The sequence below is a fragment of the Mesorhizobium sp. RSR380A genome, assembly GCF_054719385.1.
Genome location: NZ_JBTTIB010000001.1, coordinates 2877850 through 2902211, shown reverse-complemented (window position 1 = coordinate 2902211; position 24362 = coordinate 2877850). Strand labels below are relative to the sequence as shown.

Annotated in this window: 29 protein-coding genes; 18 read left to right on the top strand and 11 right to left on the bottom strand. The window is 63.3% G+C overall.

Annotated features, from left to right (window positions below; all coding sequences use genetic code 11):
* Window positions 1-20: 20 nt before the first annotated feature.
* From tauA to ACYG9Z_RS14015, 4 genes are all read left to right on the top strand, one after another.
* A complete protein-coding gene (tauA, locus tag ACYG9Z_RS14030; RefSeq protein ID WP_023752818.1) occupies window positions 21-1034 on the top strand; it encodes a taurine ABC transporter substrate-binding protein in 1014 nt (337 codons plus the stop codon).
* A 161-nt stretch (window positions 1035-1195) separates the two neighbouring features.
* Window positions 1196-1987, top strand: coding sequence for a taurine ABC transporter ATP-binding protein (locus ACYG9Z_RS14025; protein ID WP_023752819.1), 792 nt, complete (start codon window positions 1196-1198; stop codon window positions 1985-1987).
* On the top strand, window positions 1984-2844 hold the full coding sequence (locus tag ACYG9Z_RS14020) for an ABC transporter permease subunit (RefSeq protein ID WP_023672088.1): 861 nt from the start codon (window positions 1984-1986) through the stop codon (window positions 2842-2844). Before ACYG9Z_RS14025 ends, ACYG9Z_RS14020 begins: the two co-directional genes overlap by 4 nt.
* An 80-nt stretch (window positions 2845-2924) precedes the next feature.
* On the top strand, window positions 2925-3107 hold the full coding sequence (locus tag ACYG9Z_RS14015; protein ID WP_023672089.1) for a hypothetical protein: 183 nt from the start codon (window positions 2925-2927) through the stop codon (window positions 3105-3107).
* Between the two features lie 136 nt (window positions 3108-3243).
* On the opposite strand, the gene ACYG9Z_RS14010 is transcribed toward ACYG9Z_RS14015, so the two are convergent.
* The gene (locus tag ACYG9Z_RS14010) at window positions 3244-3531 is read right to left on the bottom strand and encodes a GIY-YIG nuclease family protein (RefSeq protein ID WP_023710330.1); all 288 of its coding nucleotides are present in this window, start codon (window positions 3529-3531) and stop codon (window positions 3244-3246) included.
* Between the two features lie 283 nt (window positions 3532-3814).
* Here ACYG9Z_RS14010 and ACYG9Z_RS14005 point away from each other — a divergent pair, with 283 nt between their 5' ends.
* The 4 genes from ACYG9Z_RS14005 to ACYG9Z_RS13990 all read left to right on the top strand — a co-directional run bounded on the left by ACYG9Z_RS14005 (window position 3815) and on the right by ACYG9Z_RS13990 (window position 7591).
* Window positions 3815-4768 carry a sulfonate ABC transporter substrate-binding protein gene (locus ACYG9Z_RS14005; protein WP_023687582.1) on the top strand — a complete coding sequence of 318 codons (954 nt, stop codon included), beginning with the start codon at window positions 3815-3817 and terminating at the stop codon, window positions 4766-4768.
* 69 nt (window positions 4769-4837) lie between these two features.
* The gene (ssuD, locus tag ACYG9Z_RS14000) at window positions 4838-6007 is read left to right on the top strand and encodes an FMNH2-dependent alkanesulfonate monooxygenase (protein WP_023714417.1); all 1170 of its coding nucleotides are present in this window, start codon (window positions 4838-4840) and stop codon (window positions 6005-6007) included.
* Entirely contained in the window at window positions 6004-6780 is a 777-nt protein-coding gene (locus ACYG9Z_RS13995; RefSeq protein WP_023706945.1) for an ABC transporter permease subunit, read from the top strand. The genes ssuD and ACYG9Z_RS13995 overlap by 4 nt, the downstream gene beginning before the upstream one ends.
* Before the next feature lie 7 nt (window positions 6781-6787).
* The gene (locus ACYG9Z_RS13990; protein ID WP_023714416.1) at window positions 6788-7591 is read left to right on the top strand and encodes an ATP-binding cassette domain-containing protein; all 804 of its coding nucleotides are present in this window, start codon (window positions 6788-6790) and stop codon (window positions 7589-7591) included.
* A 318-nt stretch (window positions 7592-7909) separates the two neighbouring features.
* Here the strand turns inward: ACYG9Z_RS13990 and ACYG9Z_RS13985 are convergent, their stop codons facing one another.
* On the bottom strand, window positions 7910-8095 hold the full coding sequence (locus ACYG9Z_RS13985) for a hypothetical protein (protein ID WP_023686050.1): 186 nt from the start codon (window positions 8093-8095) through the stop codon (window positions 7910-7912).
* Between the two features lie 310 nt (window positions 8096-8405).
* On the opposite strand from ACYG9Z_RS13985, the gene ACYG9Z_RS13980 reads away from it, so the two are divergent.
* The 4 genes from ACYG9Z_RS13980 (at window position 8406) to ACYG9Z_RS13965 (ending at window position 11609) form a co-directional block, all read left to right on the top strand.
* Complete coding sequence (locus ACYG9Z_RS13980; RefSeq protein WP_023752820.1) at window positions 8406-8771, top strand: septal ring lytic transglycosylase RlpA family protein; 366 nt, start codon at window positions 8406-8408, stop codon at window positions 8769-8771.
* A gap of 252 nt (window positions 8772-9023) precedes the next feature.
* Window positions 9024-10301 carry a polyhydroxyalkanoate depolymerase gene (locus ACYG9Z_RS13975; protein WP_023686051.1) on the top strand — a complete coding sequence of 426 codons (1278 nt, stop codon included), beginning with the start codon at window positions 9024-9026 and terminating at the stop codon, window positions 10299-10301.
* Window positions 10302-10492: 191 nt separating this feature from the next.
* Complete coding sequence (locus ACYG9Z_RS13970) at window positions 10493-11110, top strand: transglutaminase-like cysteine peptidase (protein WP_023752821.1); 618 nt, start codon at window positions 10493-10495, stop codon at window positions 11108-11110.
* A gap of 292 nt (window positions 11111-11402) precedes the next feature.
* Window positions 11403-11609 carry a hypothetical protein gene (locus ACYG9Z_RS13965; protein WP_023710325.1) on the top strand — a complete coding sequence of 69 codons (207 nt, stop codon included), beginning with the start codon at window positions 11403-11405 and terminating at the stop codon, window positions 11607-11609.
* Between the two features lie 90 nt (window positions 11610-11699).
* Here ACYG9Z_RS13965 and ACYG9Z_RS13960 read toward each other — a convergent pair whose 3' ends face one another.
* From ACYG9Z_RS13960 to ACYG9Z_RS13945, 4 genes are all read right to left on the bottom strand, one after another.
* Entirely contained in the window at window positions 11700-12068 is a 369-nt protein-coding gene (locus ACYG9Z_RS13960; RefSeq protein WP_023687588.1) for a helix-turn-helix domain-containing protein, read from the bottom strand.
* On the bottom strand, window positions 12068-12586 hold the full coding sequence (locus ACYG9Z_RS13955; protein ID WP_023752822.1) for a Smr/MutS family protein: 519 nt from the start codon (window positions 12584-12586) through the stop codon (window positions 12068-12070). The genes ACYG9Z_RS13960 and ACYG9Z_RS13955 overlap by 1 nt, the downstream gene beginning before the upstream one ends.
* A complete protein-coding gene (mltA, locus tag ACYG9Z_RS13950) occupies window positions 12583-13683 on the bottom strand; it encodes a murein transglycosylase A (protein ID WP_023752823.1) in 1101 nt (366 codons plus the stop codon). The genes ACYG9Z_RS13955 and mltA overlap by 4 nt, the downstream gene beginning before the upstream one ends.
* A gap of 79 nt (window positions 13684-13762) precedes the next feature.
* Window positions 13763-14467 (bottom strand): Tim44/TimA family putative adaptor protein, encoded by a 705-nt coding sequence (locus tag ACYG9Z_RS13945; RefSeq protein WP_023672103.1) that lies wholly within the window; start codon window positions 14465-14467, stop codon window positions 13763-13765.
* 196 nt (window positions 14468-14663) lie between these two features.
* On the opposite strand from ACYG9Z_RS13945, the gene ACYG9Z_RS13940 reads away from it, so the two are divergent.
* A complete protein-coding gene (locus ACYG9Z_RS13940) occupies window positions 14664-15164 on the top strand; it encodes an FxsA family protein (RefSeq protein WP_023750998.1) in 501 nt (166 codons plus the stop codon).
* 139 nt (window positions 15165-15303) lie between these two features.
* Window positions 15304-15804 (top strand): protein-export chaperone SecB, encoded by a 501-nt coding sequence (gene secB, locus ACYG9Z_RS13935; RefSeq protein WP_023672105.1) that lies wholly within the window; start codon window positions 15304-15306, stop codon window positions 15802-15804.
* Window positions 15805-16065: 261 nt separating this feature from the next.
* On the opposite strand, the gene dnaQ is transcribed toward secB, so the two are convergent.
* The 5 genes from dnaQ to ACYG9Z_RS13910 all read right to left on the bottom strand — a co-directional run bounded on the left by dnaQ (window position 16066) and on the right by ACYG9Z_RS13910 (window position 19924).
* Entirely contained in the window at window positions 16066-16770 is a 705-nt protein-coding gene (gene dnaQ, locus ACYG9Z_RS13930; RefSeq protein ID WP_023698097.1) for a DNA polymerase III subunit epsilon, read from the bottom strand.
* A gap of 125 nt (window positions 16771-16895) precedes the next feature.
* Window positions 16896-17480 (bottom strand): dephospho-CoA kinase, encoded by a 585-nt coding sequence (gene coaE, locus ACYG9Z_RS13925; protein WP_023698098.1) that lies wholly within the window; start codon window positions 17478-17480, stop codon window positions 16896-16898.
* Window positions 17481-17507: 27 nt separating this feature from the next.
* A complete protein-coding gene (locus ACYG9Z_RS13920) occupies window positions 17508-18335 on the bottom strand; it encodes a shikimate dehydrogenase (protein ID WP_023752824.1) in 828 nt (275 codons plus the stop codon).
* Complete coding sequence (locus tag ACYG9Z_RS13915; protein ID WP_023752825.1) at window positions 18328-18927, bottom strand: Maf-like protein; 600 nt, start codon at window positions 18925-18927, stop codon at window positions 18328-18330. Before ACYG9Z_RS13915 ends, ACYG9Z_RS13920 begins: the two co-directional genes overlap by 8 nt.
* A 58-nt stretch (window positions 18928-18985) precedes the next feature.
* Window positions 18986-19924, bottom strand: a complete 939-nt coding sequence (locus tag ACYG9Z_RS13910; protein WP_460222828.1) for a pyruvate, water dikinase regulatory protein — start codon at window positions 19922-19924, stop codon at window positions 18986-18988.
* Between the two features lie 283 nt (window positions 19925-20207).
* On the opposite strand from ACYG9Z_RS13910, the gene hemE reads away from it, so the two are divergent.
* The 4 genes from hemE to yddG all read left to right on the top strand — a co-directional run bounded on the left by hemE (window position 20208) and on the right by yddG (window position 24305).
* Complete coding sequence (hemE, locus tag ACYG9Z_RS13905) at window positions 20208-21239, top strand: uroporphyrinogen decarboxylase (RefSeq protein WP_023726726.1); 1032 nt, start codon at window positions 20208-20210, stop codon at window positions 21237-21239.
* The gene (gene hemJ / locus ACYG9Z_RS13900; protein ID WP_023752826.1) at window positions 21239-21781 is read left to right on the top strand and encodes a protoporphyrinogen oxidase HemJ; all 543 of its coding nucleotides are present in this window, start codon (window positions 21239-21241) and stop codon (window positions 21779-21781) included. The genes hemE and hemJ overlap by 1 nt, the downstream gene beginning before the upstream one ends.
* Before the next feature lie 163 nt (window positions 21782-21944).
* Window positions 21945-23210 (top strand): transcription termination factor Rho, encoded by a 1266-nt coding sequence (gene rho, locus ACYG9Z_RS13895; protein ID WP_023672113.1) that lies wholly within the window; start codon window positions 21945-21947, stop codon window positions 23208-23210.
* A 168-nt stretch (window positions 23211-23378) separates the two neighbouring features.
* Entirely contained in the window at window positions 23379-24305 is a 927-nt protein-coding gene (yddG, locus tag ACYG9Z_RS13890) for an aromatic amino acid exporter YddG (RefSeq protein WP_023752827.1), read from the top strand.
* The last annotated feature ends 57 nt before the right edge of the window (window positions 24306-24362 follow it).

The following is a 24362-nucleotide window of genomic DNA, read 5'->3' as shown; positions in this document are numbered from 1 at the left end:
CATTTTTCATGGAGCCTTTCATGTCCAGCATTTCGCGACGCATTGTCCTCCTGTCGTCGGCAGCTTTGGCGGGTGCGGCCTTCCTCGGCCCGGCTCAGGCGCAGGACCTCAACATCACCATCGGCTACCAGACGGTGGTCGAACCTTCCAAAGTAGCGCAGGCCGACGGCGCCTATGAAAAGGCGACCAAGGCCACGATCGACTGGCGCAAATTCGATTCCGGCGCCGATGTCATCGCCGCCGTCGCATCCGGTTCGGTCGATATCGGCTATGTCGGCTCGAGTCCGCTGGCCGCGGCCGCCAGCCGCGAACTGCCGATCCAGACCATCTTTGTCGTCGGCCTGATCGGCCAGTCCGAGGCGCTGGTCGCCCGCAATGGATCCGGCATCGAGAAGATCGCCGACCTCGCCGGCAAGAAGGTGGCGGTGCCGTTCGTGTCGACCACGCATTACAGCCTGCTTGCCGCGCTGAAGCACGAAAACGTCGACCCGAAGTCGGTCGAAATCCTTAATCTCAGGCCACCGGAAATAGCCGCCGCGTTCGCTCGCGGCGACATAGACGCGGCCTATGTCTGGGATCCGGCGCTCGGCCAGATCAAGACGACAGGCAAGGTGGTGCTGGATTCCTCGCAGGTTGCCGCCTGGGGCGCGCCGACCTTCGACGCCTGGATCGTGCGCACCGACTTCGCCGAAAAGAACCCGGACGCCGTGCGCGATTTCGTCAAGGTGACCGGCGAATCCTATGCCCAGTTCCTGGCCAAGCCCGAGGCATGGTCGGTTTCGTCGCCGGAAGCGGCCAAGATCGCCAAGATCACCGGCGCCAAACTGGAAGAGGTGCCGCAGCTCCTCAAGGGTTACGTCTTCCCGACATTGGAAGAGCAGGCTTCCGACAAATTCCTCGGCAGCGGCACGGTCAAGGCGATCGAGGCAGCTTCGGCCTTCCTCAAGGAGCAGGGCAAGATCGACGCCGTGCTGCCCGACTATTCGAAATACGTGTCGTCGAAATACGTGACCGAGGCTCTGGCCTCGAACTGATCTTCAGTTTTACGCAATTCCGGACGGAAAACCGCTTCACACTTTTCCTGGAATTGCTCTGAACACGCGCGGTTTCCTCTTCCCTGACGCCGCGTGCTGCCTGTCCCGGATCCGCTTAACGAGGGCCGGGGCAGGCTGATTTTCTTCCGGAGCCCCTTTTCATGCCGCATCTCGTACTCGACCCGCATCTCGTACTCGACAAGGTCTCGGTTCACTATGACGGCCAGGCAGCGCCGGCGGTCGACCGAGTTTCCATCGATGTCGCCAAGGGTGATTTCGTCGTGCTGGTCGGCCGCTCCGGCTGCGGCAAGACCTCGCTGCTCAATGTCGCCGCCGGCCTGGTCGAGCCTGCGCGCGGGGTCGCCACGATCGGCGGCCGGCCGATCACCGGCCCAGGCTCCGACCGGGCGGTCGTGTTCCAGAACGATGCGCTGTTTCCCTGGCTGACGGCTCGTGAAAACGTCGCCTTTGCGCTCAGGCTGCGCGGCGTGCCGCAAGCCGAGCGGGCGCGCCGCGCCGACCAGTTGCTGGCGCTGGTCAAGCTTGACGGCGTCGGCGACAAACGCATCTGGGAATTGTCCGGCGGCATGCGCCAGCGCGTCGGCCTCGCCCGAGCGCTCGCGGCCGAGCCGGAATTCCTGCTGCTCGACGAACCGCTCGGCGCACTCGATGCGCTGACGCGCGAGCGCATGCAGACGACGCTGCTCGACCTGTGGACCGCAAGCCGGGTCGGCGTGCTGATGGTCACGCACGGCATCGAGGAGGCGCTGGTGCTGGCCACAAGCATCGTCGTTTTGGCGCCCGGACCGGGCCGCGTGGTGCGGACATTCGAGACCGGTTTCAGCCGGCGCTATGCCGCAGGCGAGCCGATCCGCGCCATCAAGGCCGATCCAGTCTTTGCCGCGGCGCGCGGCGAGCTGACCGATGCGATCTTCGAAGGAGAGGCGGCATGAGCGTCACCTCCTACAGCGAGCGGCCGGCCACCGGGACCGGCGAGGCCGATGCCATTTCGGTGCCGTGGTCGCGGCCGGTGCGGAAGCGGCGCGGGGTTTCCTCGCGGGCGATCAGCGCCGTCACCATCCTGGTCGTGCTGGCGGCATGGGCGCTGTCTGCGCGCCTGCAACTGGTGTCGCCGGTGTTCCTGCCGTCGCCCGCCGCCGTGTGGACCAAGTTCATCGTGGTGATCAAGGACGGCTTCGTCGACGCGACTTTGCTCCAGCATATCGTCGCCAGCCTCGGCCGCGTGTTCGCGGCGCTGCTCGCGGCCATCGTCATCGGCGTTCCGGTTGGGCTGGCTATCGGCATTTCGACGGTCGGGCGCGGCATCTTCGATCCGTTGCTCGAATTTTTGCGGCCCATCCCGCCGCTCGCCTATCTGCCGCTGGTCATCATCTGGTTCGGCATCGGCGAGCCGTCCAAGATCCTGGTGATTGCCATTGCCATGCTGGCGCCGGTGGCGCTGTCGACGGCCTCGGGCGTGCGCGGTGTCTCAAAGGAGCGCATCGATGCGGCCCGTTCGCTTGGTGCGACGCAGCGCCAAGTGGTGCGCCATGTCATCCTGCCCAGCGCGCTGCCGTCGATCCTCACCGGCCTGCGCATCGCGCTCGGCGCCGGCTGGTCGACGCTGGTTGCAGCCGAGCTGGTGGCGGCAACGCGCGGCCTCGGCTTCATGATCCAGTCGGCCGCCCAGTTCCTGGTCACCGATGTCGTGGTGATGGGAATAGTGGTGATCGCGACAATAGCCTTCGTGCTGGAATTCATCATCCGCCGGATCGAGCGTCAGCTGGTTCCGTGGGCGGGAAAGGAATGACAACAAGTTTCTGCCGGTTTGACCGGCTGCTTCCCTTCGCAGCACGGCGACCGCCGATCCGGAACAGAAGGAGTGATGTCATGACCCAGTCCACCGCGGTGCTGTTCGCCCACCTCGGCAACTGGCTGCTCGCCTGGCGGGAGAACTCGTCGTCACAGCCGCAACCGAAATCGCCGGCCCCGGTGCAACTCGACGCCGAACGCGACCGCCTGCCGCCACGCGACGAGGGATTTTACTGGGCCTGGCAGTATTGGTCGCAGTGAGGTGATGGTGATTAGCGCCAGCCTTTGCGATTTCGTCATCCTAGGGCGAAGCAAGGAGCGAAGCGACGCGGCGCAGACCCTAGGATCCATGCCGAGACGCTGATGCTACGCTCCAGGGGAGCAACAAACCGGGCGCCTACCACCCGGTTCCGCGAAACAGCTCAAACCACTCCGGATTGGCCTTCTCTATCAGTTCGATCTTCCACTGTCTCGGCCATCGCTTCAGCGACTTCTCGCGTTGAATGGCATCGGTGATGTCGAAGAATTCCTCATACCAGACCAGCCGTTGAACACCGTAGCGGCTGGTGAAGCCTGCGCCCTGGCCGGATTTGTGTTCAGGCATGCGGCGGGCGAGATCGTTGGTGACGCCGATGTAGATCGTGCCGCGTTTTTGGCTTGCAGTCATGTAGACGTAGCCGGTCATGGTTTCAGGGTATCGAGCCTCGGTTCGCGCACAAGCGACATTCTGATCCGTTCCACTCTACGGCAAACGTCACGGCATGGATCCTAGGGTCTGCGCCGCGTCGCTTCGCTCCTTGCTTCGCCCTAGGATGACGAGCGCTGGGTTCTGAAGAAAATATTTCCACGTCAAGCAGCCAACTCGCAAAATCGTTTCTCTACTAAATTTATAGAGCTACCTAGCCTTGTCTCTCATCCACGGCAGGGAGCCCTTCCCGGCGCCGGTTCGCAGCGAAGGAAGAGGGATCATGTTCAGCCTGACCAGACGCGTTTTCGGCCTTGGCCTTTTGGCGGCGGGCATTGCTGCCTCGCTCAGTGCCTCGGCGCAGGAGTTGAAGCAGCTCAACATCGGCTATCAGAAGACCGGCCTGCCGGTCATCGCCCGGCAGCAGCAGGTGATCGAGAAGGCGCTGAGCGACAAGGGTGTCGCGGTGAAATGGGTCGAATTCACCGCCGGCCCGCCGCTGGTCGAGGCGCTCAATGTCGGCGCCATCGATGTCGGCTGGACCGGCGACGCACCGCCAATCTTCGGCCAGTCGGCCGGCGCCAACATCGTCTATGCGGCGGCACTGCCGGCCAATGGCGACGGCGAAGCGATCTTCGTCAAGCCGGCATCGCCGATCCAGTCGCTCGCCGACCTCAAGGGAAAGCGCATCGGCGTCGGCAAAGGCACCAGCGCGCACAATCTGCTGGTCGCGGCACTCGAAAAAGCAAACATCCCCTTCGACCAGATCACCCCGGTCTATCTCAGCCCGGCCGATGCCGCGGCGGCTTTCGCCAGCGACCAGATCGATGCCTGGGCGGTCTGGGATCCGTTCTACGCCATCGCCGAGACACGCTACCAGCCGCGCGTGCTGGCGCGCTCCAGCGAGGTGCTGAAGGTGAACACCTATTTCCTCGCCAACAAGGATTTCGCCAAGGCGCATCCGGAGACGATCGCCACGACGATATCGGCGCTCGGCGTGGCGGCGAAATGGGCGGACGCGAACCGCGACAAGGTTGCCGCGGCGCTGCATGAGGTGACCGGCGTGCCGCTCGATGCACAGACGATCGCGGCCAACCGCACCAAATTCGGCATCTTCCCGATCACCGACGAGATCATCGCCGGCCAGCAGGCGACAGCCGATCGCTTCTACAAGCTCAAGCTGATTCCGAACGCGGTGCGCATCTCCGACGCCGTGTGGACCGCACCGGGCAATTGAACTTTCACGTGTGGCGCCGGGCGGAAAACGCCCGGCGCCTTTGCCGTTTCAAGCTTCAGGGATTTCGCCATGACCGCTTCATCAAGCCCGCAAGCCGGCCCGCTCGATTTCTTCTGGTTCATCCCGACGCATGGCGACGGCTCCTATCTCGGCTCCGAACAGCTGCAGCGGCCGCCGGAGTTCGCTTACTTCAAGGAGATCGCACAGGCCGTCGACCGGCTCGGCTTTCCCGGCGTGCTTTTGCCGACCGGGCAGAATTGCGAGGATTCCTGGATCACCGCTTCCGGACTAGCGGCGCTGACCGAAAAGCTCAAATTCCTGGTGGCGCTGCGGCCCGGCGTGACGCTGCCGACCTTCGCGGCGCGCCAGACCGCGGCGCTCGACCGGCTGAGCAATGGCCGCCTGCTGCTCAACGTCGTGGTCGGCGGCAACCCGACCGAGCTTGCCGGCGACGGTGTCTTCCTGCCGCATGACGAGCGCTATGCCCAGGCGCAGGAGTTCCTAACCATCTGGCGCGCGCTGGTGTCGGGCCAAAGCGTCAATTTCAACGGCAAATATTACCGCGTCGACAATGGCCGCCTCGACCTGTTGCCGAGCCAGGAGCGGCCGCCGCTCTATTTCGGCGGCTCGTCGGATGCGGGCCAGGAGCTCGCCGCCGATCTGGTAGACATGTACCTGACCTGGGGCGAACCGCCGGCACAGGTGGCCGAGAAGCTCAGTGCTGCGCGCAAGAAAGCCGAACGGCGCGGCCGCAAACTGCGTTTCGGCATCAGGCTGCATTTCATCGTGCGCGAGACCGAGGAAGAGGCCTGGCGCGCCGCCGACCGGCTGATCAGCCACGTCACCGATGCCCAGATCGAAAATGCCCAGGCCCGCTTCACCAGGGAGATGGACTCTGTGGGACAGCGGCGCATGGCCGAACTGCATGGCGGCCGCCGCGACAGGCTGGTGGTTTCGCCCAATCTGTGGGCCGGCGTCGGCCTGGTGCGCGGCGGCGCCGGCACAGCTTTGGTCGGCTCGCCCGAGCAGATCGTCGAGCGCATCCGCGAGTATCAGGCGATCGGCATCGACACCATCATCGGCTCCGGCTACCCGCATCTCGAGGAAGCCTACCGCGTCGCCGAGCTTCTGTTCCCGCGTCTCGGCCTGGGCACCAGGCGGGCACGGGCGCATGAGCACATCGCCAATGAATTCGCCGTCGGGTTTCACGGCGCCAACCGCCTTCAGGCGTCGTCATGAGCCTGGCTCAACGGGTCAAACAGAACGGCATCGGCTGGCTGCTGCCGGCGTTGGTCATAATTGGCTGGGAAGCCGCCAGCCGCGCCGGCGTGATGCCGGCCAATGTGCTGCCGGCGCCGAGCGCGGTGGCCGAGGCCTTCTGGCGGCTGACGCTGTCGGGCGAGCTGATACAGAACATCGGCGTCAGCACGCTGCGCGCGCTGGCCGGCTTTGCCATCGGCGGCTCGATCGGCTTTGCACTCGGCCTTGCCAACGGGCTGTCGGCGCTCAGCCGCGGCCTGACCGACACGACGCTACAGATGATCCGCAACATCCCGCATCTGGCGCTGATCCCGCTGGTCATCCTGTGGTTCGGCATCGACGAGGAAGCAAAACTGTTCCTGGTGGCGCTCGGCGTGTTCTTCCCGATCTACGTCAACACGCTGCTCGGCATCCAGAGCGTCGACCCGCATCTGGTCGAGATGGGCCGGGTCTACGGCATGGACCGCCGCGCGTTGTTTTTTCAGGTGATCCTGCCCGGCGCGCTGCCGGCGATCTTCGTCGGCCTGCGCTATGCCTTAGGCATCATGTGGCTGACGCTGATCGTTGCCGAAACCATCTCGGCCAGTTCCGGCCTCGGCTACATGGCCATGCAGGCACGCGAATTCCTGCTGATCGATGTCGTCGTGCTGTCGATCCTGATCTATGCGCTGCTCGGCAAGCTTGCCGACAGCTTCGCCCGCCTGCTCGAGCGGCTGTCGCTCGGCTGGCATCCCGCCTTCCAGAACGCCTGAGGGTTCGATGCCAACCGCCAGCCTGACCGCCATCCGTTCCTTCGTCGCCGCGCCGGAACCGTCACGGCCGGAGGAGGCCGTCGACAGGCAGCGCGCCTTTGCCTTCAAGGGCGTGGAAAAGGGCTTTGGCGACAAGGTCGTGCTCGACGGCATCGATCTCGATGTGCCCGTCGGACAGTTTGTGGCCGTCATCGGCAAGAGCGGCTGCGGCAAGAGTACGCTGTTGCGGCTGCTGGCCGGGCTCGATCGGCCAACCGCTGGATCCCTTACATTCGGGCCGGAGGCGAAGGCCGGCGCCGGCGAAGAGAGCCGCTTCATGTTCCAGGAGCCGCGGCTGTTGCCCTGGGCCAGCGTGGTGAAAAACGTCGAGGTCGGGCTGACCGGGCTTGCCACCGGTGCGGAAGCCAGGCGGTGCGCGCTCGCCATCCTGGGTGAAGTCGGCCTCGCCGACCGCGCCGACGAATGGCCCTCGGTGCTGTCGGGCGGCCAGAAGCAGCGCGTGGCGCTGGCGCGTGCACTGATCGGACAGCCAAAGATTCTGGCGCTCGACGAGCCGCTCGGCGCACTCGATGCGCTGACCCGCATCGAAATGCAGCAGCTTCTGGAACGCATCTGGCTGGAGCAAAAATTCACCGCCGTGCTGGTCACGCATGACGTCGCCGAGGCGGTTGCGCTCGCCGACCGGGTGGTGGTGATCGACGAGGGCCGCATCGCGCTCGATCTCGACGTGTCGGTGGCGCGGCCGCGCCGGCGCGGTTCGGTCGAGCTTGCCAGGCTGGAGGGAAGGATTCTGGATCAGCTGTTCGGGTAGTGCTGTCGCGGGCAGGGCATTCTATCCGAGCCGGATAGATAGGTAACAGAATGGACCGGCAATATGGGGTGGCTGTTTTCTTGCTCGCCGGGTTGGCCCTGTTTGCGACTGCGGATTTGACCAGCGCCTTCCCCCACTCCGTCACCGCTTCGCGGCGCCACCTCTCCCCCTCCGGAGGGAGAGGAAGGGAGCCAGGCCGCATAAGTTCGCGCCCCTGCAAGGCTCGCGCCTTTCCTCTCCCCCGTCGATCGGGGGAGAGGTGTCGAGCGAAGCTCGACGGAGTGGGGTCGATCTGTGGCGGTCGACTTTCGTCGCAACTCACCCCGGCGAACGGCTCGCCCATACCAGCCCGGCGAAACCGACCAGCATGGTCACGATGCCGATATAGAGCCATTGCGACTGGCCGGTCATGAAGCTGCCGCCGACCACGCCAATGCCTTGCAGCGACCACAGCGCGCCGATGGCCAGTACGATCAGCGCCAGCAGATATCTGAACAGTCTCATCGCCAAGATTCCTTTCCGAAGTCGATCGTCAACTGCGCCATGACCGTGATGACAGAGCGAAAGGACGGCGCCCAATCGCGCTCTCTTCTACTTGTACTATAACGTCCTGCCTTGCTCACGGAATCTGTGAAACAGCTCGCAATATCGCCGGCGATACGGCCGCGCCACACGAAAGATGCCTGACAAACTGTTTCCCAGCGACTCCAAACGTGTGCCGGTGCCACGGAACTGCCCGATGCTTGCCGCATTTCCTGCCTTATTCGACACTTAACGGCTGGGGTCTGTCGAAAACGGAGCCAATCCCCCCAACATGAAGAAAACAAACCAGACCGCGCTTGTCGCGGTAACGATCGCGGCTGGCCTGATGGTCGGTGCATCCGCATCCGCCTCCTCCGCCGCTGGCCAGTGCGGCCGCGCCTCCTGGTACGCACTGCATTCCAGGACCGCCAATGGCGAACGCATGAACCCGTCGGCGCTGACCGCCGCGCACCGCAGCCTGCCTTTCGGCACCAAGTTGAAAGTGACCAACCAGAATAATGGCCGCAGCGTCATCGTGCGCATCAACGACCGCGGCCCGTTCATCAAAGGGCGCGTGCTCGATCTGTCCAAGGGCGCCGCCGGCCAACTCGGCTTCATCGGCTCCGGCCATACCTCGGTGTGCATGGCGCGCGTCTAGATCTGTCCAAGTCCGGCCCGATCGGGCCGGACACATCCTGCCCCGTCGTCCAACAGCCTTGCATTTTGCAGTGCACATTGAGCCGGCTGCACCCGCCCAACGCGGTTTCTCAAGGCCTTGGACGAAAGATTGGCATATGTCACGCCACGTGACGTATTGCATCGCAGCAATATCTTGTTAACCTCCGCGCGAGACATTCAAGGCTCGGCGCTGTCCGTCGTCCCTTCGGTCACGGCAGCTGCGGAGTACCTGATGTTCTACCAGCTCTATGAAATGAACCATGCCGCCCTGCAGCCCGCGCGGCTTTATGCCGATGCAGTGCGGCTGTTCTACACCAACCCGCTCAATCCGTTTTCGCATACGCCGTGGGGCCGCTCGGTCGCCGCCACCGCCGAACTGTTCGAGCGCACGACGCGCCGCTACAGCAAGCCGCATTTCGGCCTGAGCAAGACCGTGGTCGACTGGAAGAGCGTCGAGGTCAGCGAAAAGACGGTGTGGTCGAAGCCGTTCTGCAATCTTACCCGCTTCGAGCGGTCGGTGCCCGCCGGGCGAAAGGCCGACCCCAAGCTTCTCATTGTGGCGCCGATGTCGGGCCATTATGCGACGCTGCTGCGCGGCACGGTCGAGGCGATGCTGCCCTATGCCGACGTGCACATCACCGACTGGGTCGATGCCCGCATGGTGCCGGTGACCGACGGCCATTTCGACCTCGACGATTATATCGACTACATCATCGACATGCTGCATGCGCTGGGGCCGGACACCCATGTGATGGCGGTGTGCCAGCCTTCGGTGCCGGTGCTGGCGGCGGTGGCGCTGATGGAAAAGCGCGGCGATCCCTTCGTGCCCTCGACCATGACGTTGATGGGCGGGCCGATCGACACCCGCCGCAATCCGACCGCGGTCAATCTTCTGGCCAAGGAAAAGGGCATCGACTGGTTCCGCGACAACGTCATCATGCACGCGCCCTGGCCGGTGCCGGGCTTCGGCCGCGAAGTCTATCCGGGCTTCCTGCAGTTGTCGGGCTTCATGAGCATGAACCTCGACCGGCACATCACCGCGCACAAGGACTTCTTCATGCACCTGGTCAAGCATGACGGCGACAATGCCGAGAAGCACCGCGATTTCTACGACGAATATCTGGCGGTGATGGACCTGACGGCGGAATTCTATCTGCAGACCGTCGACACGGTGTTCGTGCGCCATGCGCTGCCCAAGGGCGAGATGACGCATCGCGGCGAGGTGGTCGACACCAAGGCGATCCGCAATGTCGCGCTGTTCACGGTCGAAGGCGAGAACGACGACATTTCCGGTCTCGGCCAGACCCAGGCCGCCCACGATCTCTGCCCCAACATCCCGGCTGACCGGCATGCGCATTACATGCAGCCGGCCGTCGGCCATTACGGCGTCTTCAACGGGTCGCGATTCCGCTCGGAAATCGTGCCGCGCATCGTCGATTTCATCACAAGCTACGGCCGCCAAACACGCGTAGCGGTGAAACCCAAGCTGGTCCGCTCCGCCAAAGGCTGAGGCTCGATCCGGCTGCAGCGTGCATTGCCCGCAAAAGCGGGCGATTTTGCGCGCCACAGGCGTTCTGTTGCACAATAGACGCTGTTGGGCGGGCGCGGGTAACCATGCCGAAGAATCTGGCTCCCCCGATAATTGACACGGAGTGTAAATCCCCTTTAACCTTTCGTTAACAACAAGGGCGAACGGGGACAATGACTTCCTCACCGATAGCACGGACGCTGCGCTTGTGGGCGGCAGCAGGGCTGGCGATCTCTGCGTGCTGGGCAGTGCCGGCACTTGCAGGCGGCGCCATGGCGACGGGCGGCATGACCTCGCAGCCGATCGGCCACTATGATTTCTGTAAAACCCAGCCCGGCGAATGCTCGATCCGGCCGAGCAACCTCAACCCCGCCGCGATGACCGACGCCTTCATGCGCAAGCTGATCAACGTGACGTCAAGGGTCAACGCCGCCGTCAAGCCGATGAGCGACTACGACATCTATGGCAAGGACGAGGTCTGGGCCTATCCCGACAAGGGCGTCGGCGATTGCGAAGACTATGTGCTGGAAAAGCGCCGCCAGCTCTCGCGCTCTGGCGTGTCGCTGGCCGATCTCTTGATCACCGTCGTGCGCAAGCCGGATGGCGAAGGCCATGCCGTGCTGACCGTGCGCACCGACAAGGGCGACTACGTCCTCGACAATCTGACCGACAAGGTGAAGATCTGGGACGCCACCGGCTATCGCTTCCTCAAGCGGCAGGCCATCGACAACACCGGCCGCTGGGTCTCGATCCGCGGCGGCCAGCAGGTACTGGTCGGCGCGGTTCAGTAAGGACACGACGCTTTCGAACGAGCGGGATATCGGCCCGCGCGCCATCTTCAGGATGAGTCAGCGCCGCCCCTCATCAACGCTGCGGAATAGGTGCCGGCGCAGCGGCTATCTCCCTTCCCCCGTCACTACGGGGAGAAGGTGCCGGCAGGCGGATGAGGGCAGCGCGGCCCTCGAAATCTTATCTCTCGAAACGCCTCCTCAAAAAATTTCGCTACCTGCGTGAACCAAACCGTCTCCAGCGGCGACACACAGCCGTAACCAGAACCCAACCACCCAAACATGGAGACTTCAAATGACTGCTTTCCTTCGTAATGCCTTCCTCGCCGTTGTTGCGGTGTCTTCCTTGGCCGGATCCGCCATGGCCGATCAGACCGGTTGCGCCAAGACCAACAACTGGGGCAATCGCTGTTGCGAGCTCAACTCGGACTGCCTGGGCGGTGGCCGCGGCGGCGATCATGACAGCACTGGCGGCCGTGGCGGCCAGGCGGGCGCGAAGTAATCGTGACATATGCCCGCTGGCTATCGGCCGGCGGGCATCGCTTTCAGGAACAGCGCAAGCAAACCTTGCGCCTTGGCATCGCTTACCGGATTACTCTCGCCGCTCCAGTGCGGCCCGGATCGACGCGGTGATGCGGGCAAGCTCGGCTTCGTCCAGCTTCTCGATGTTTTCGGCCAGGAGATTGGCCAACTCGGTGGCGGCAGGACTGAGGCCGGACGTATCGAGTCTCACCCGCGGATGTGAGGCCTCGGCCAGACGCGCCAGCTCTTCGGCATCGTCCCAGATGACGTTGAAATAGCCGATGATCTTCTGGATCAGCGTCCAGGTCGGCGCGCCGCGGCGGCCATGTTCCAGCGCCGACAAATAGGCGGCGCTGACTCCGATCGCCTGCGCCATGTCCTTCTGGCGCAAGCCGCGCTCGGCTCGAAGCGCCCGCAGTTTTTCGCCGAAGGGCGTCATCAGCGGGTTCGCCTGAGTCGAACGTAGAGCGCGCCCGAACCGCCGTGGTTGCGGGCGGCGTGATCGTGGCTGGAGACCAGCGGCCGGAAGGCAGGCGTCGACAGCCAGGCAGGCACGGCGCGCCGCAAGACGCCGTCGCCGCCCGACGACGACCCTTTTCCCGTAATGACGAGGACATAGCGGATGCCGCCGGCATGGGCCCGGTGCAGGAACGAAAACAGCAGCGAATAGGCCTCGTCCTGGGTCATGCCATGCAGATCGACGCGGCCTTCGATCGGCAGCCGGCCCTTCTTCAGCTTGTCCAATGTCGGCTCGTCCAGCGCGTGCGATACATGCTGCGCCTTCGGCTTGGCGGCGAGGACCGGACCGACAGCGACCGGCGTCTGTGCCGGCTTGGGGTCGACGACAATGTCGGGAATCTCGACCGCAGTCCGGCCCTTCAACGGTCGGGCGGTGCGCGCCACCAGGTTCCACAGCACCCGGTCGTCTTCATTGAGTTTATCGGGGCGCTTGTTCATCGATTCGATTCCGAAACGAGAGCGCGTGGAACCAAGGCATAGAAATCGGCCGCATTGCGAACGACGCCGGCGATCTCGCCGGCCGCATCGCCGGAGCCGGCGAACAGATCGCCCCGCGCCGGCCCGGTGATGGCCGAACCGGTGTCCTGCGCAATCATCAGCCGCCGGAACGGTTTTCCATCGAAGGCGGTCAGCGACGGAGCGTCGATGTAGAAGGGGGTACCGAATGTGTGCAGCAGCCGGTCGACCGCGAGCGAACGGCCCGGCGTCAACGGCACCTTGGCGGCGGCGATAGGACCGAGTGCGGCATCGTCGACATCGGCTTCGCGAAAGAAGATGTAGGAGCGGTTCTGCCAGAGGATCTCGTCGACGCGATCCGGATGCGCCCTGAACCAAGCGCGGATAGACTGCATCGTCACTTTTTCCAGTGGGATTTCGCCGAGTTCGGCGAGAATCTTCCCCGGACCGCTGAAACGTTGGCCGGATTTGGCGGCGTAGGTGACGCGGCAAAGCCGGCCGTCGGTCATCTTCAGCCTGGCCGCACCTTGCACATGGATGAAGAAGACGTCGACCTTGTCGGCAAGCCAGGCGATTTCCAGGCCTTGGCCGGCCAGCGCGCCTCTCTCGATCTCACTGCGGTCGAAATACTCCACCAGGCCCTGCGGCGTATCGCGGGCGAAGGCGAGATAGTCGTCCATCCCTCGAGGACGGTTGGCATCATCGATGTCGACGAGATCGGAAGGCCGCGCCAGCAGCGGCGCCGTGAATTCATCCGTGCGCACTGGTGAGGCCTCGGCCTCGGGCTCGTAGAAGCCGGTGACCAGGCCGGGGTTTTCGGATCGAATCTGGACCGAGGCGAAATGGCGCTCGAAAAAAGCCTTGGCCGCCGACCGATTCGCCGGCGAAACGGTGCGCGCCTCGTCATAAGCGCCGGCAAACGCGTCGAACCGTACGCCCAACGAACCGGTGCGGTAGGGCTTGTTCAGGACATGAAAGGCCGAACGGCGGAAGGCTTCGAAAGCGGGCAGATGGTCATCGGAATTCCAACCGGGAAGATCATCGAAGGACTTTTCCACGAAAAGCGGCGAGAGCGACACCTCAGCCTCGCCACTGCCCATGTTTGCCTGCATGTCGCTATCCCAAAAAAGCTGCCCGCACCGGGCGACATGCATAGGCTCAGTCTTCTTCCTCGGTGGCGACCAGCTTCCAGTTCGGATCGCGCGAGCGTGTGTCGCGGGCGAAGGTCCAGACATCCTTGACCTCGGCCACCGTCTCGGGATCGCCATCGATGACGGCACCCGCCTTGTCGCGGGTCGCCGAAATCAGTTCGCTCACGATGCGCAGCGTGATGTGGGCCTCGCCGCCCTTCATCTCGGCCGAGACGATGTCGGCCTTGTCGATGCCGACGAAGGAGGACTGGATCTTTTCGGCTTTCGCCTCGCGGTCGCCAATCGCGGCAACGAAGCCGTCAAAAACCTCGCGCGACAACAGGTTCTTCAGCGTTTTTCGGTCGCCATCGGCATAGGCCATGACGATCATCTCGTAGGCCATCTTGGCGCCGTCGACGAAGACTTTAGGGTCGAAGGAGGGATCATTATCCTTGATCGCGCGCAGGCCCTTGTTGAGGTCGGTGTCGGGCTTGGCGAAGGCATCGATGGCCGCGTAGGTCTCGGCAGCCGTCTCGCCCGGCATGCGCTTGCGTGGCAGCGAAACCACATTTTCGGGCTTCTGGGTCGCGTCCTTCTCGGTGCGGCTGGCCGTGTACGGATCGAAGGGCGGGCGCTCGCTGCCCGTGCGGCGGCCAAGCACGTTGCGCAGCTGGAAAAAGATCACCACCGCCGCAATCAGAAAGAAAATGGTGCCGAAGTCGAAGAATCCCATATCTTTCGCCAATCAATCCCTGACCTGGCCGGGACCGCCAGCCAATCGGGCGGCGGTCGCATGGCGTTAAACATGCAAAGCATATAGAACGCATGGCGCAATCATTCAAATCAAAGGCAGGCATACCTATCTAACGGCCTCAGTGCCAGCGGCGATTATGCGCCGCCCGGCAAACATGGAAACGATCGGTCAAGACTTGCGCATTTCCTTCCTTCCTCTGTTCCTGCTTGCGCTGCCGCTGCTGGAAATCGCCGGTTTCGTCATTGTCGGCCGCGAGGTCGGGGCGCTCGCCACGGTCGGCCTGGTGCTGGCTTCAAGCATTGCCGGCGTGCTTCTGCTCCGGCACCAGGGTTTTGGCGTCATGGCGCGGGTCCGCGCCGAGATGGCCGGCGGCGGCGACCCCAGCCGCCAGCTCGCGCATGGCGCCATGATCGTGGTCGCCGCGATCCTGTTGATCATCCCCGGCTTCATTACCGATATTGTCGGCCTGCTGCTGTTCCTGCCGCCGGTGCGCGACCTTGCCTGGCGCAGGCTCAAGGGCCGCATCGTCGTCGCGACCGATTTCACCGCCGGCGGTTTTCGCCGCAGGTCGCGCGACAAGGTCATCGACCTCGACGACGGCGACTATTCGCGCGAGGACGATTTCAAGCGCGGTCCCGACCATAACTCGCCGTGGCGCCGCCTGAAGGACGACTGAACGTCACCTTGCCAACGACTGACTATTGACCCCTTCCGGCCTGAAGGCGGCAAACCTTGTCTTGTCTTGCCGACCATGCTAGCCAACGCCCGATTTCAATTCGGTCAGCGCTGCTGTCCAGGCAAAAGGAACAAGGCTCATGGCCAGCAAAGATGACGCGCCGGTCGGCGCCGCCAACGGCAACGGCGAAACGGCGCAGCCGTCGCTCAACGTGCTTGCCCAGTATGTGAAGGACCTGTCCTTCGAAAGCCCCGGCGCGCCGAACTCGCTGCGCGGCCGCGACAAGGCCCCAGGCATTGCGATCAACGTCAATGTCAATGCCAACCCGCTCTCCGACAAGCAGTTCGACGTCAATCTGACCTTGAACGCCAAGGCGTCCTTCGACCAGGAAGTGCTGTTCAATGTCGAACTGGTCTATGGCGGCGTCTTCGCCATCGCCGGCTTCCCGCAGGAGCACATGCTGCCCATCCTGTTCATCGAATGCCCGCGGCTTTTGTTCCCGTTCGCCCGCCAGATCATCGCCGAAGCCACCCGCAATGGCGGCTTCCCGCCCCTGATGCTCGACCCGATCGATTTCGCCCAGATGTTCCAGCAGAAGCTGGCCGAGGACCAGGCGGCATCGAAGGTCAAGGTGAGCTGAAGGCAAGCGTCACGCGCATGAGTTGAAAGCCCGGCTTCGTGCCGGGCTTTTTGTATACTGAGATGCTGGCGGGACAGCACCCCCCTCTGCCTTGCCAGGCATCTCCCCCTCAAGGGCGGAGATTGGCCGTCATCGCGACCTTCGCCAACTTTAGACGTTGCAGGAATGGGCTGGAGCGGCGAAGCTGCTGATCTCCCCCCTTGAGGGGGAGATGGCCGGCAGGCCAGAGAGGGGTGACGGAACGCTACCTCCGCGATCCGTTCACCCCGCCGCCACCTTCAGCCACAGCGCCTTTTCGCCCAGCGTCGCCACCAGCCCCGCATGCGCCGCTCGCTCGCCCTCGGTCAGGCGCGGCGGCAGGGCAATTGGCCTGGCGGCGATCGAGATGTCGATATCGGCAACGTCGCCATTGCTGTTGAGCTGCACCACGACGGCGTCGAGGACAAGTGCGGCCTGCTTGCCGCCGATGAGTTCGATGTAGACTTCGGCCAGGAGCTCGGAATCGAGCAGCGCGCCGTGCTTGGTGCGGTGGCCGTTGTCGATGCCGTAGCGGCGGCAGAGCGCGTCGAGCGAATTAGGGCCCATCGGATGCTTGCGCCGCGCCAGCGCCAGCGTGTCGACGACGCGCCCGGTGTCTATGGCCGGCTGGCCGAGCCGCCCGAATTCCGTGTTGAGGAAGCCGATGTCGAAACTGGCGTTGTGGGCGACGAGCTTGGCGCCGTCGGTGAAGGCGAGCCATTCCTCGGCGATTTCGGCAAAGGTCGGCTTGCCGACGAGGTCGGCGGCGCTGATGCCGTGCACGGCTTGCGCCTCGACATGGACGGCGCGCCCCTGCGGATTGATGAATTTGTGGAAGGTGCGGCCGGTCGGGAAACGGTTGACCAGCTCGACGCCGCCAAGCTCGATGATGCGGTCGTCGCGCATGTCGAGTCCGGTGGTTTCGGTATCGAAAATGATCTCACGCATAGAATCAACCTACTCCTGGAGGAGTAGAATCATGGAGCGGAACAAAATGGCAATGGGTAATGCCGACAGCCTGCCGTCAGGGGCCTGATGGGCGCGACTTATCCCCCAGGAGTTAGCAGGCGAGCTCAGCGTCCTGAGAGCTCGGCAATGATCGCGCCGACCGCGGTGCGGGCGGCGTCCATGCCTTCACCGGTGTCGATGACGAAATCGGCCTGCCGGCGCTTTTCGGCGTCGGGCACCTGCTTGGCCAGGATTGCCGCCAGCTTTTCCTCACTCATGTCAGGACGCGCCAGCACGCGGGCGCGCTGGATATCGGCCGGCGCGGTGACGACGACGACCTTGTCGACACGGTTGCGGCCACCGGTTTCGAACAGCAGCGGAATGTCGAGCACGACGAGCGGCGCGCCGGCGGCGCGGTGCCTTGCCAGAAAGGCATCGGCATCGGCCCGCACCAGCGGATGGACGATCGCCTCCAATGTCTTCAGCGCAGCAGCGTTGCCGAGCACGCGGCGCGCCAACTCGGTGCGGTCGACCGAACCGGCAATCACGGTGCCGGGAAAGGCCGCCTCGACGAGAGGTGCTGCCTTGCCGGCATAGAGGCGATGCACGGTCTCGTCGGAGTCATGCACCGGCACGCCGGCGTCGACGAACATTTTCGCCGTCGTCGACTTGCCCATGCCGATCGATCCGGTGAGGCCGAGCACGGTCATCATTTGGCGCCCATCATTTGCGACCCATCATTTGGCGAGGATGTCGGCGACGATCATCTGTCGCAACTCAGGCGTGACCTGCGGCATCTTGCCGAACCAGCGTTCGAAACCGGGCACAGCCTGGTGCAACAGCATGCCGAGCCCGTCGACCGTCTTCAAATTTCTCGCGCGGGCAGCGGCAAGCAGCGGTGTTTCCAGCGGCACATAGACGATGTCTGCGACAATGGCGTGAGCTGGCAGGCCGGCCGGATCGGCGGCCAGCGTCGCATCGCCATGCATGCCAAGTGCCGTCGTGTTGATCAGCAAGCCGGCATCGCCAAGCAAGTCGCCGACCGCGCCATGCGCCGAGACGCCGGCCCCGAAGCGGTCGGCGAGTTCTTGCGCCCGCGCCAATGTGCGGTTGACGATGCGGATATCTTTAATGCCGCGCACTTTAAGCGCGTGGATGACCGCGCGCGACGCGCCACCGGCGCCGAGCACCACGGCCGGAGCGTTTCTCTCCCAGCCCGGGGCATGCTCGTCGAGATTGCCGGCAAAGCCGATCCAGTCCGAATTGCCGCCCCACAGCACGCCGTCGTCCAGCCACAGCATGTTGACCGCGCCGATCATCTCCGCCGCCTCGTCGCGGCGCTCGACCCGGGCGAAGGCGACTTCCTTGTGTGGAATGGTGACGTTGCCGCCCTGATAGCCATTGGCCTCGAGCGACGAGAGGAACTCGGGAAAATCGGCCGGCGCGACATCGATCGCATAATAGCTGCCGTCGATGCCGTATGTGTTCAGCCAATAGCCGTGGATCTTCGGCGAGCGCGAATGCGCGATCGGATGGCCGGTGACGAAAGCTTTTTTCTCAACCATCGATGGCTCCGAGCGCACGCAATTCCGCCAGCACCGGTAACAGCGGCAGGCCGACAATGGTGAAATACTCGCCTTCGATCGCCTCGAACAGCTGGATGCCTTCGCCTTCGATCTGATAGGCGCCGACGCTCGACAACGCCTTGGCGCCGACGCGGGCCAGATGCCGGCCGATGAAGGCCGGATCGAGCTTGCGCATGGTGAGGCTGGCGATGCCGACATGACGCCACAGCACCTTGCCGTTGCGGCAGAGCACGGCGGCGCTGTTCAGCTGATGCGTCTTGCCCGACAGCGCCAGCAGATGGCGGCGGGCGCCTTCCATGTCGGCCGGCTTGTGGAACACTTCATCTCCCAGTGACAAAGTCTGGTCGCAGCCGAGCACCAGGGCGCCCGGTCTGCGTTCGCTGACCTCGGTCGCCTTGGCTTCGGCGAGTATCAGGGCGACATCTTCCGGCGACACACCGCTGTCCTGCAACGGCGCCTCGAGCGCACGCTCGTCGACATCGGCAGGCACCGCTTCGATGCCGAGCCCGGCATTGATGAGCATTGCTTTGCGGAACGGGCTGCCGGAGGCGAGGATGATTTTTTCGGTCATGGGTTCTGGGCCTGGTCGATAGTGGTTGATTGGGGCAGGAGGTCGCGTTGCCATCCCATCATCTATTCTTCCCCCGCAGGGCAACAATGGCTGCCGCGGTCTCTTCGATCGAGCGGCGGCTGACGTCTATCATCGGCCAATTGTGGCGGGTGCAGATCTGGCGGGCATAGGCGAGCTCTTCGGCGATCGAGGCACGGTCGACATAATCGGTCGCTTCGTAGGTGCTGCTGTTGCCGAGCACGCGGTTCTGCCGGACATGCGAGATGCGTTCGGCGGTGGCGATCAGCCCGACGATCAGCGGCTTGGTGGCAGCGACCAGGCTTTCGGGCACCGGCACGCCGAGCACGATCGGGATGTTGGCGGTCTTGATGCCGCGGTTGGCGAGATAGATGCTGGTCGGCGTCTTCGATGTCCTGGAAATGCCGATCAGCACCACATCCGCGTCGTCCATATTGAGCGGCAGCTGGCCGTCATCATGCTCCATGGTGAAATTGAGTGCGTCGATACGGTGGAAATAATCGGCGTCGAGCACATGCTGGGCGCCGACGCGGCGGCCGGCCGGCGTGCCAAGATAGGACTGGAACACGGTGAGGACCGGCTCCAGCACCGAAACACAGGGCAGCCCCATGGTGGCGCAGCGCTCGTCAATGCCGCGCGCCAGCTTCTGGTCGACGACGGTGTAGAGGATGATGCCCGGTTCCTCCTCTATGTCCTCGAAGACTTTCGCCACCTGCTTTTCGGTGCGGATGAGCGGATAGATATGCTCGATGGCGCGCGCATCCTTGTATTGCGCCGAGGCGGCTCGGCCGGCCGCCAGCAGCGTCTCGCCGGTGGCGTCGGAAATCAGGTGCAGGTGAAAGAAGCTCTGGGGTTTGTTCACAGGGGGCGCCTCAGGCTGTGGGCTTGTGTGGATAAACCGGGGCCGCAAAGGCGACCGGCTGGAGGCGACTGTATCAGAAGGCCAGTTGTCCACAATTCGATGCGCTGTCAGCTTCACTGTGCGGTTGGGGACAAATCTGGGGACGGGCGTTTTTGCCAGCGCTTCATCCACAGAGGCGGTTTTTCAGCGGCTACGCCAAACCATTGACTCCAGTGATGGAATCCTGGTCATCCACACTCTTTGACAATCCCGCGGAAGAAACACGCGACAAAATGCTGGCTGGCCTTTTCCAGGGCAAAGCGGGACAGGTGACAACCACCGATACCAACAGACTCTTAGAATCAGAAGATTCTAGAAATAGACTATTTAATTTTAGAGAAGGCAGGGAAGAGAGCGCTCAATGCCCGAGAACCGCATCGTGCTGGACGTGCTGAGAGGCGAGGCAGTGTTTCCGCCGCCGCTCTGGATGATGCGCCAGGCCGGGCGCTATCTGCCGGAGTACCGCGAGACCAGAAAGCGCGCCGGGTCCTTTCTCGATCTTTGCTACAATCCTGATCTGGCTGTCGAAGTGACGCTGCAGCCGATCGAGCGCTTCGGCTTCGATGCCTCGATCCTGTTCTCGGACATTCTGGTCGTGCCGCATGCGCTGGGACGCGATGTCCGCTTCGAGGAGGGCCGCGGGCCGCTGCTGACGCCAATCACTGCAGCTGAGATTTCGGCTCTCAACAGTGAAACGTTTCACGTGAATCTCGAACCGGTCTACGAGACGGTTCGCCGGCTGCGGGCAAGATTGCCTGACGAGACCACGCTGATCGGCTTCTGCGGCGCGCCGTGGACGGTGGCGACCTACATGATCGCCGGCCACGGCACACCCGACCAGGCGCCGGCGCGGCTGTTTGCCTATCGCGAACCGACGGCCTTCAAGCATCTCCTGAAAGTGCTCGCCGATCACTCCGCGGCCTATTTGATCCGCCAGATCGAAGCCGGTGCCGACGTGGTGCAGATTTTCGATTCCTGGTCCGGCGTGCTTGATGATGCGTCTTTCGAGCAGTTCTGCGTGCAACCGGTGGCGGAGATCGTCAGGCAAGTTCGTGCGGTTCATCGCGATGTTCCGATCATAGGCTTTCCCAAGGGCGCCGGCGCCCGCTACGAGACCTATCGTGAGAAGACCGGGGTGACGGGGCTGGGGATCGACTGGACCGTGCCCCTGTCGGCTGCGAACGAACTGCAGCATTCAGGGGCGGTCCAGGGCAATCTCGATCCCTTGCGGCTCGTGGCTGGCGGCAAAGCCCTGTCGGACGGCGTCGATGCGATCCTCAAGGCGCTGGGCGACGGACCGCTGATCTTCAATCTCGGCCATGGCATTACGCCGGAGACGCCGGTGGCACATGTCGAGGCGATGGTGAAGCAGGTGCGGAGCGCGACACGCTGATGGCTCAATCGGATAATACGGGCGGCAACAGCACTCGTGGGGCGATGATGCGCATGACCATCGGCATCGGAGTGCTGGTTGTTCTCACCGGACTTTTGTTTTTCTTTGCGCCTGAGGGTTTCTATCCCTGGGCGAAGGCAATCCATATCCTGGCCGTCATCTCCTGGATGGCCGGCATGCTCTATCTGCCGCGATTGCTGGTCTACCACGCCGACGCAGAGAAGGGGTCCGTCCAATCGGAGACCTTCAAGGTGATGGAGCGGCGTCTGCTGCGCGGCATCATCAATCCGGCGATGATCGTCACCTGGGTGTTCGGGCTTTGGCTTGCCTGGAAAGTGTTTGGCTTTCACGGCGGCTGGCTGCACGCCAAGATAGGCTTGGTGCTGTTGCTGTCGGGCGTGCATGGCTATCTGGCCGGTGCTGTCAGGAAATTCGCCGAGGACCGCAATGAAAAACCGGCGCGGCACTGGCGAATCGTCAACGAGATCCCCACATTGCTGATGATCGCCATCGTCATCCTGGTTGTCGTCAAGCCGTTCTAGGCCCATTTCGGTCGACAAAACGCAGCTTGCTCTTTCCCCCGACCGACGATAAAAGACGGGTCTTCCTTCCCGTCATGCGCCGCCCTTGATTGCTTTCGGCCGCGCCCGGCATTTATCGCATCCAGCCGATATATTTTCCCCAAAGCAGATTCAGAGTCCGTCTATGCAAGAAATGAAACTCGCAGAGTTCAAGAACAAGAAGCCGCCAGAGCTGATCGCCTATGCCGAATCGCTCGAAGTGGAAAACGCCAGCGTCATGCGCAAGCAGGAACTGATGTTTGCCATCCTGAAGAAACTGGCCGCCCAGGACGTCGAGATCATCGGCGACGGTGTGGTCGAGTTGCTGCAGGACGGTTTCGGCTTCCTGCGCTCAGCCAACGCCAATTATCTGCCGGGTCCCGACGATATCTACATCTCGCCCTCGCAGATCCGCCGCTTCTCCTTGAAGACCGGCGATACCGTCGAAGGGCCGATCCGCAGCCCAAAAGAGGGCGAGCGCTATTTCGCCCTTCTCAAGGTCAACACGATCAATTTCGACGATCCCGAAAAGATCCGTCACAAGATCCATTTCGACAATCTGACGCCGCTCTATCCGACCAAGCGGCTGAAGATGGAGATCGACAATCCGACCGGCAAGGACATCTCGTCGCGGGTGATCGACCTGGTGGCGCCGATCGGCAAGGGACAGCGCGCGCTCATCAACGCGCAGCCGCGTACCGGTAAAACGGTGCTGATGCAGAATATCGCCCACTCGATCACGGCCAATCATCCGGAATGCTATCTGATCGTACTTCTGATCGACGAACGGCCAGAAGAAGTGACCGACATGCAGCGTTCGGTGAAGGGCGAGGTCGTGTCCTCGACCTTTGACGAACCAGCGGTGCGCCACGTCCAGGTCGCCGAAATGGTCATCGAGAAGGCCAAGCGCCTGGTCGAGCATGGCCGCGACGTCGTTATTCTGCTCGATTCGATCACCCGCCTCGGCCGTGCCTACAACACCGTCGTGCCGTCCTCCGGCAAGGTGCTGACCGGCGGTGTCGACGCCAACGCGCTGCAGCGGCCGAAGCGCTTCTTCGGCGCGGCCCGCAACATCGAGGAAGGCGGCTCGCTGACCATCATCGCCACCGCGCTGATCGACACCGGCAGCCGCATGGACGAAGTGATCTTCGAAGAGTTCAAGGGCACCGGCAACTGCGAAATCCAGCTCGACCGCAAGGTCGCCGACAAGCGCATCTACCCGGCCATGGACATCTTGAAGTCAGGCACGCGCAAGGAGGACCTGCTGGTCTCCAAGCAGGATCTGCAGAAGATCTTCGTCCTGCGCCGCATCCTGGCGCCGATGGGAACCACCGACGCGATCGAGTTCCTGATCGACAAGCTGAAGCAGACCAAGACCAACGCCGATTTCTTCGACTCGATGAACACGTAAGCTTCTCGTCGGACCATCGGTTCGCATTGAAGCCCCGTTCCGGGAACTGGGACGGGGTTTTTCATTGCGGGGGCAAACAGGTCGCATTTCCGACAGGGCGTGGCCTTGGGCGGCAATTTCCATCGCTGTCGTCATGCGAGTAATCCCGTCTCGAAGATCGGAAGCCGCATGGAGAAAACAATCCCGACCCTGATCGGCTTCTCGGCCATCCTGACATGGTCCTTCTTGGCGCTGCTTTCGACGGCGGCGGGACCGATTCCGCCCTTTCAGCTGGCGGCGATGACGTTTCTGCTTGGCGGGTTGGTCGGCGCGTCGAGCTGGCTTGTCCGTCCGGCGGCGATCAAGTCGCTGCGCCAGCCGTGGCAGGTCTGGGCGCTCGGCACAGCGGGGCTGTGCATCTATCACTGCGCCTATTTCTTCGCCATCCAGTCGGCGCCGCCGGTCGAGGTCAGCCTGATCGCCTATCTCTGGCCGTTGCTGATCGTCGTCTTTGCCGCCTTCCTGCCTGGAGAAAAGCTGAGGGCCCATCACATTGCCGGCGTCATGCTCGGCCTTGCCGGCGCCATTGTGGTGATCACCAAGGGCGGCACGATCGGACTGGCCAATGGTGTGATGAAGGGGCATGTCATCGCGCTGTTCTGCGCTTTCATCTGGGCCGGCTATTCGGTTTTATCGCGCCGCTTTGGCAAGGTGCCGACCGATGTCGTCGCCGGTTACTGCTTCATCACGGCTGCGGTCGCCTTGGTGCTGCACCTGACGCTTGAGGCTACCATCTGGCCACAGACGGCGACGCAGTGGAGCGCCATCGTCATCTTGGGCGCAATACCGCTAGGCGCCGGCTTTTACGCCTGGGACTATGGCTGCAAGCACGGCGACATCATGATCCTCGGCGCCCTCTCCTACGCGGCGCCCCTCTTCTCGGTCATCGTGCTTCTGCTGGCAGGCTTTGGTGTGTTTCACTGGTCGGTGGCTGTTGCTTGCATCCTGATCACGGTCGGAGCGGTGGTCGCGGCCAAGGATTTGCTGTTCGGGCCGCGGTCGCCATCCATTGATGCGACGCCGCTTCCTTCGGCGTTGGACGGAAACACCGGTTGACCTGCCGTCGCAACAGCGGCTCGGTTCCTACGGATCCGGCGCCACGGGCAGGATAGC

Coding starts and splice junctions, on each gene's coding strand:
- tauA (WP_023752818.1), top strand. CDS start 21: ATGTCCAGCATTTCGCGACGCATTGTCCTCCTGTCGTCGGCAGCTTTG.
- ACYG9Z_RS14025 (WP_023752819.1), top strand. CDS start 1,196: ATGCCGCATCTCGTACTCGACCCGCATCTCGTACTCGACAAGGTCTCG.
- ACYG9Z_RS14020 (WP_023672088.1), top strand. CDS start 1,984: ATGAGCGTCACCTCCTACAGCGAGCGGCCGGCCACCGGGACCGGCGAG.
- ACYG9Z_RS14015 (WP_023672089.1), top strand. CDS start 2,925: ATGACCCAGTCCACCGCGGTGCTGTTCGCCCACCTCGGCAACTGGCTG.
- ACYG9Z_RS14010 (WP_023710330.1), bottom strand. CDS start 3,531: ATGACCGGCTACGTCTACATGACTGCAAGCCAAAAACGCGGCACGATC.
- ACYG9Z_RS14005 (WP_023687582.1), top strand. CDS start 3,815: ATGTTCAGCCTGACCAGACGCGTTTTCGGCCTTGGCCTTTTGGCGGCG.
- ssuD (WP_023714417.1), top strand. CDS start 4,838: ATGACCGCTTCATCAAGCCCGCAAGCCGGCCCGCTCGATTTCTTCTGG.
- ACYG9Z_RS13995 (WP_023706945.1), top strand. CDS start 6,004: ATGAGCCTGGCTCAACGGGTCAAACAGAACGGCATCGGCTGGCTGCTG.
- ACYG9Z_RS13990 (WP_023714416.1), top strand. CDS start 6,788: ATGCCAACCGCCAGCCTGACCGCCATCCGTTCCTTCGTCGCCGCGCCG.
- ACYG9Z_RS13985 (WP_023686050.1), bottom strand. CDS start 8,095: ATGAGACTGTTCAGATATCTGCTGGCGCTGATCGTACTGGCCATCGGC.
- ACYG9Z_RS13980 (WP_023752820.1), top strand. CDS start 8,406: ATGAAGAAAACAAACCAGACCGCGCTTGTCGCGGTAACGATCGCGGCT.
- ACYG9Z_RS13975 (WP_023686051.1), top strand. CDS start 9,024: ATGTTCTACCAGCTCTATGAAATGAACCATGCCGCCCTGCAGCCCGCG.
- ACYG9Z_RS13970 (WP_023752821.1), top strand. CDS start 10,493: ATGACTTCCTCACCGATAGCACGGACGCTGCGCTTGTGGGCGGCAGCA.
- ACYG9Z_RS13965 (WP_023710325.1), top strand. CDS start 11,403: ATGACTGCTTTCCTTCGTAATGCCTTCCTCGCCGTTGTTGCGGTGTCT.
- ACYG9Z_RS13960 (WP_023687588.1), bottom strand. CDS start 12,068: ATGACGCCCTTCGGCGAAAAACTGCGGGCGCTTCGAGCCGAGCGCGGC.
- ACYG9Z_RS13955 (WP_023752822.1), bottom strand. CDS start 12,586: ATGAACAAGCGCCCCGATAAACTCAATGAAGACGACCGGGTGCTGTGG.
- ACYG9Z_RS13945 (WP_023672103.1), bottom strand. CDS start 14,467: ATGGGATTCTTCGACTTCGGCACCATTTTCTTTCTGATTGCGGCGGTG.
- secB (WP_023672105.1), top strand. CDS start 15,304: ATGGCCAGCAAAGATGACGCGCCGGTCGGCGCCGCCAACGGCAACGGC.
- dnaQ (WP_023698097.1), bottom strand. CDS start 16,770: ATGCGTGAGATCATTTTCGATACCGAAACCACCGGACTCGACATGCGC.
- coaE (WP_023698098.1), bottom strand. CDS start 17,480: ATGACCGTGCTCGGCCTCACCGGATCGATCGGCATGGGCAAGTCGACG.
- ACYG9Z_RS13920 (WP_023752824.1), bottom strand. CDS start 18,335: ATGGTTGAGAAAAAAGCTTTCGTCACCGGCCATCCGATCGCGCATTCG.
- ACYG9Z_RS13915 (WP_023752825.1), bottom strand. CDS start 18,927: ATGACCGAAAAAATCATCCTCGCCTCCGGCAGCCCGTTCCGCAAAGCA.
- hemE (WP_023726726.1), top strand. CDS start 20,208: ATGCCCGAGAACCGCATCGTGCTGGACGTGCTGAGAGGCGAGGCAGTG.
- hemJ (WP_023752826.1), top strand. CDS start 21,239: ATGGCTCAATCGGATAATACGGGCGGCAACAGCACTCGTGGGGCGATG.
- rho (WP_023672113.1), top strand. CDS start 21,945: ATGCAAGAAATGAAACTCGCAGAGTTCAAGAACAAGAAGCCGCCAGAG.
- yddG (WP_023752827.1), top strand. CDS start 23,379: ATGGAGAAAACAATCCCGACCCTGATCGGCTTCTCGGCCATCCTGACA.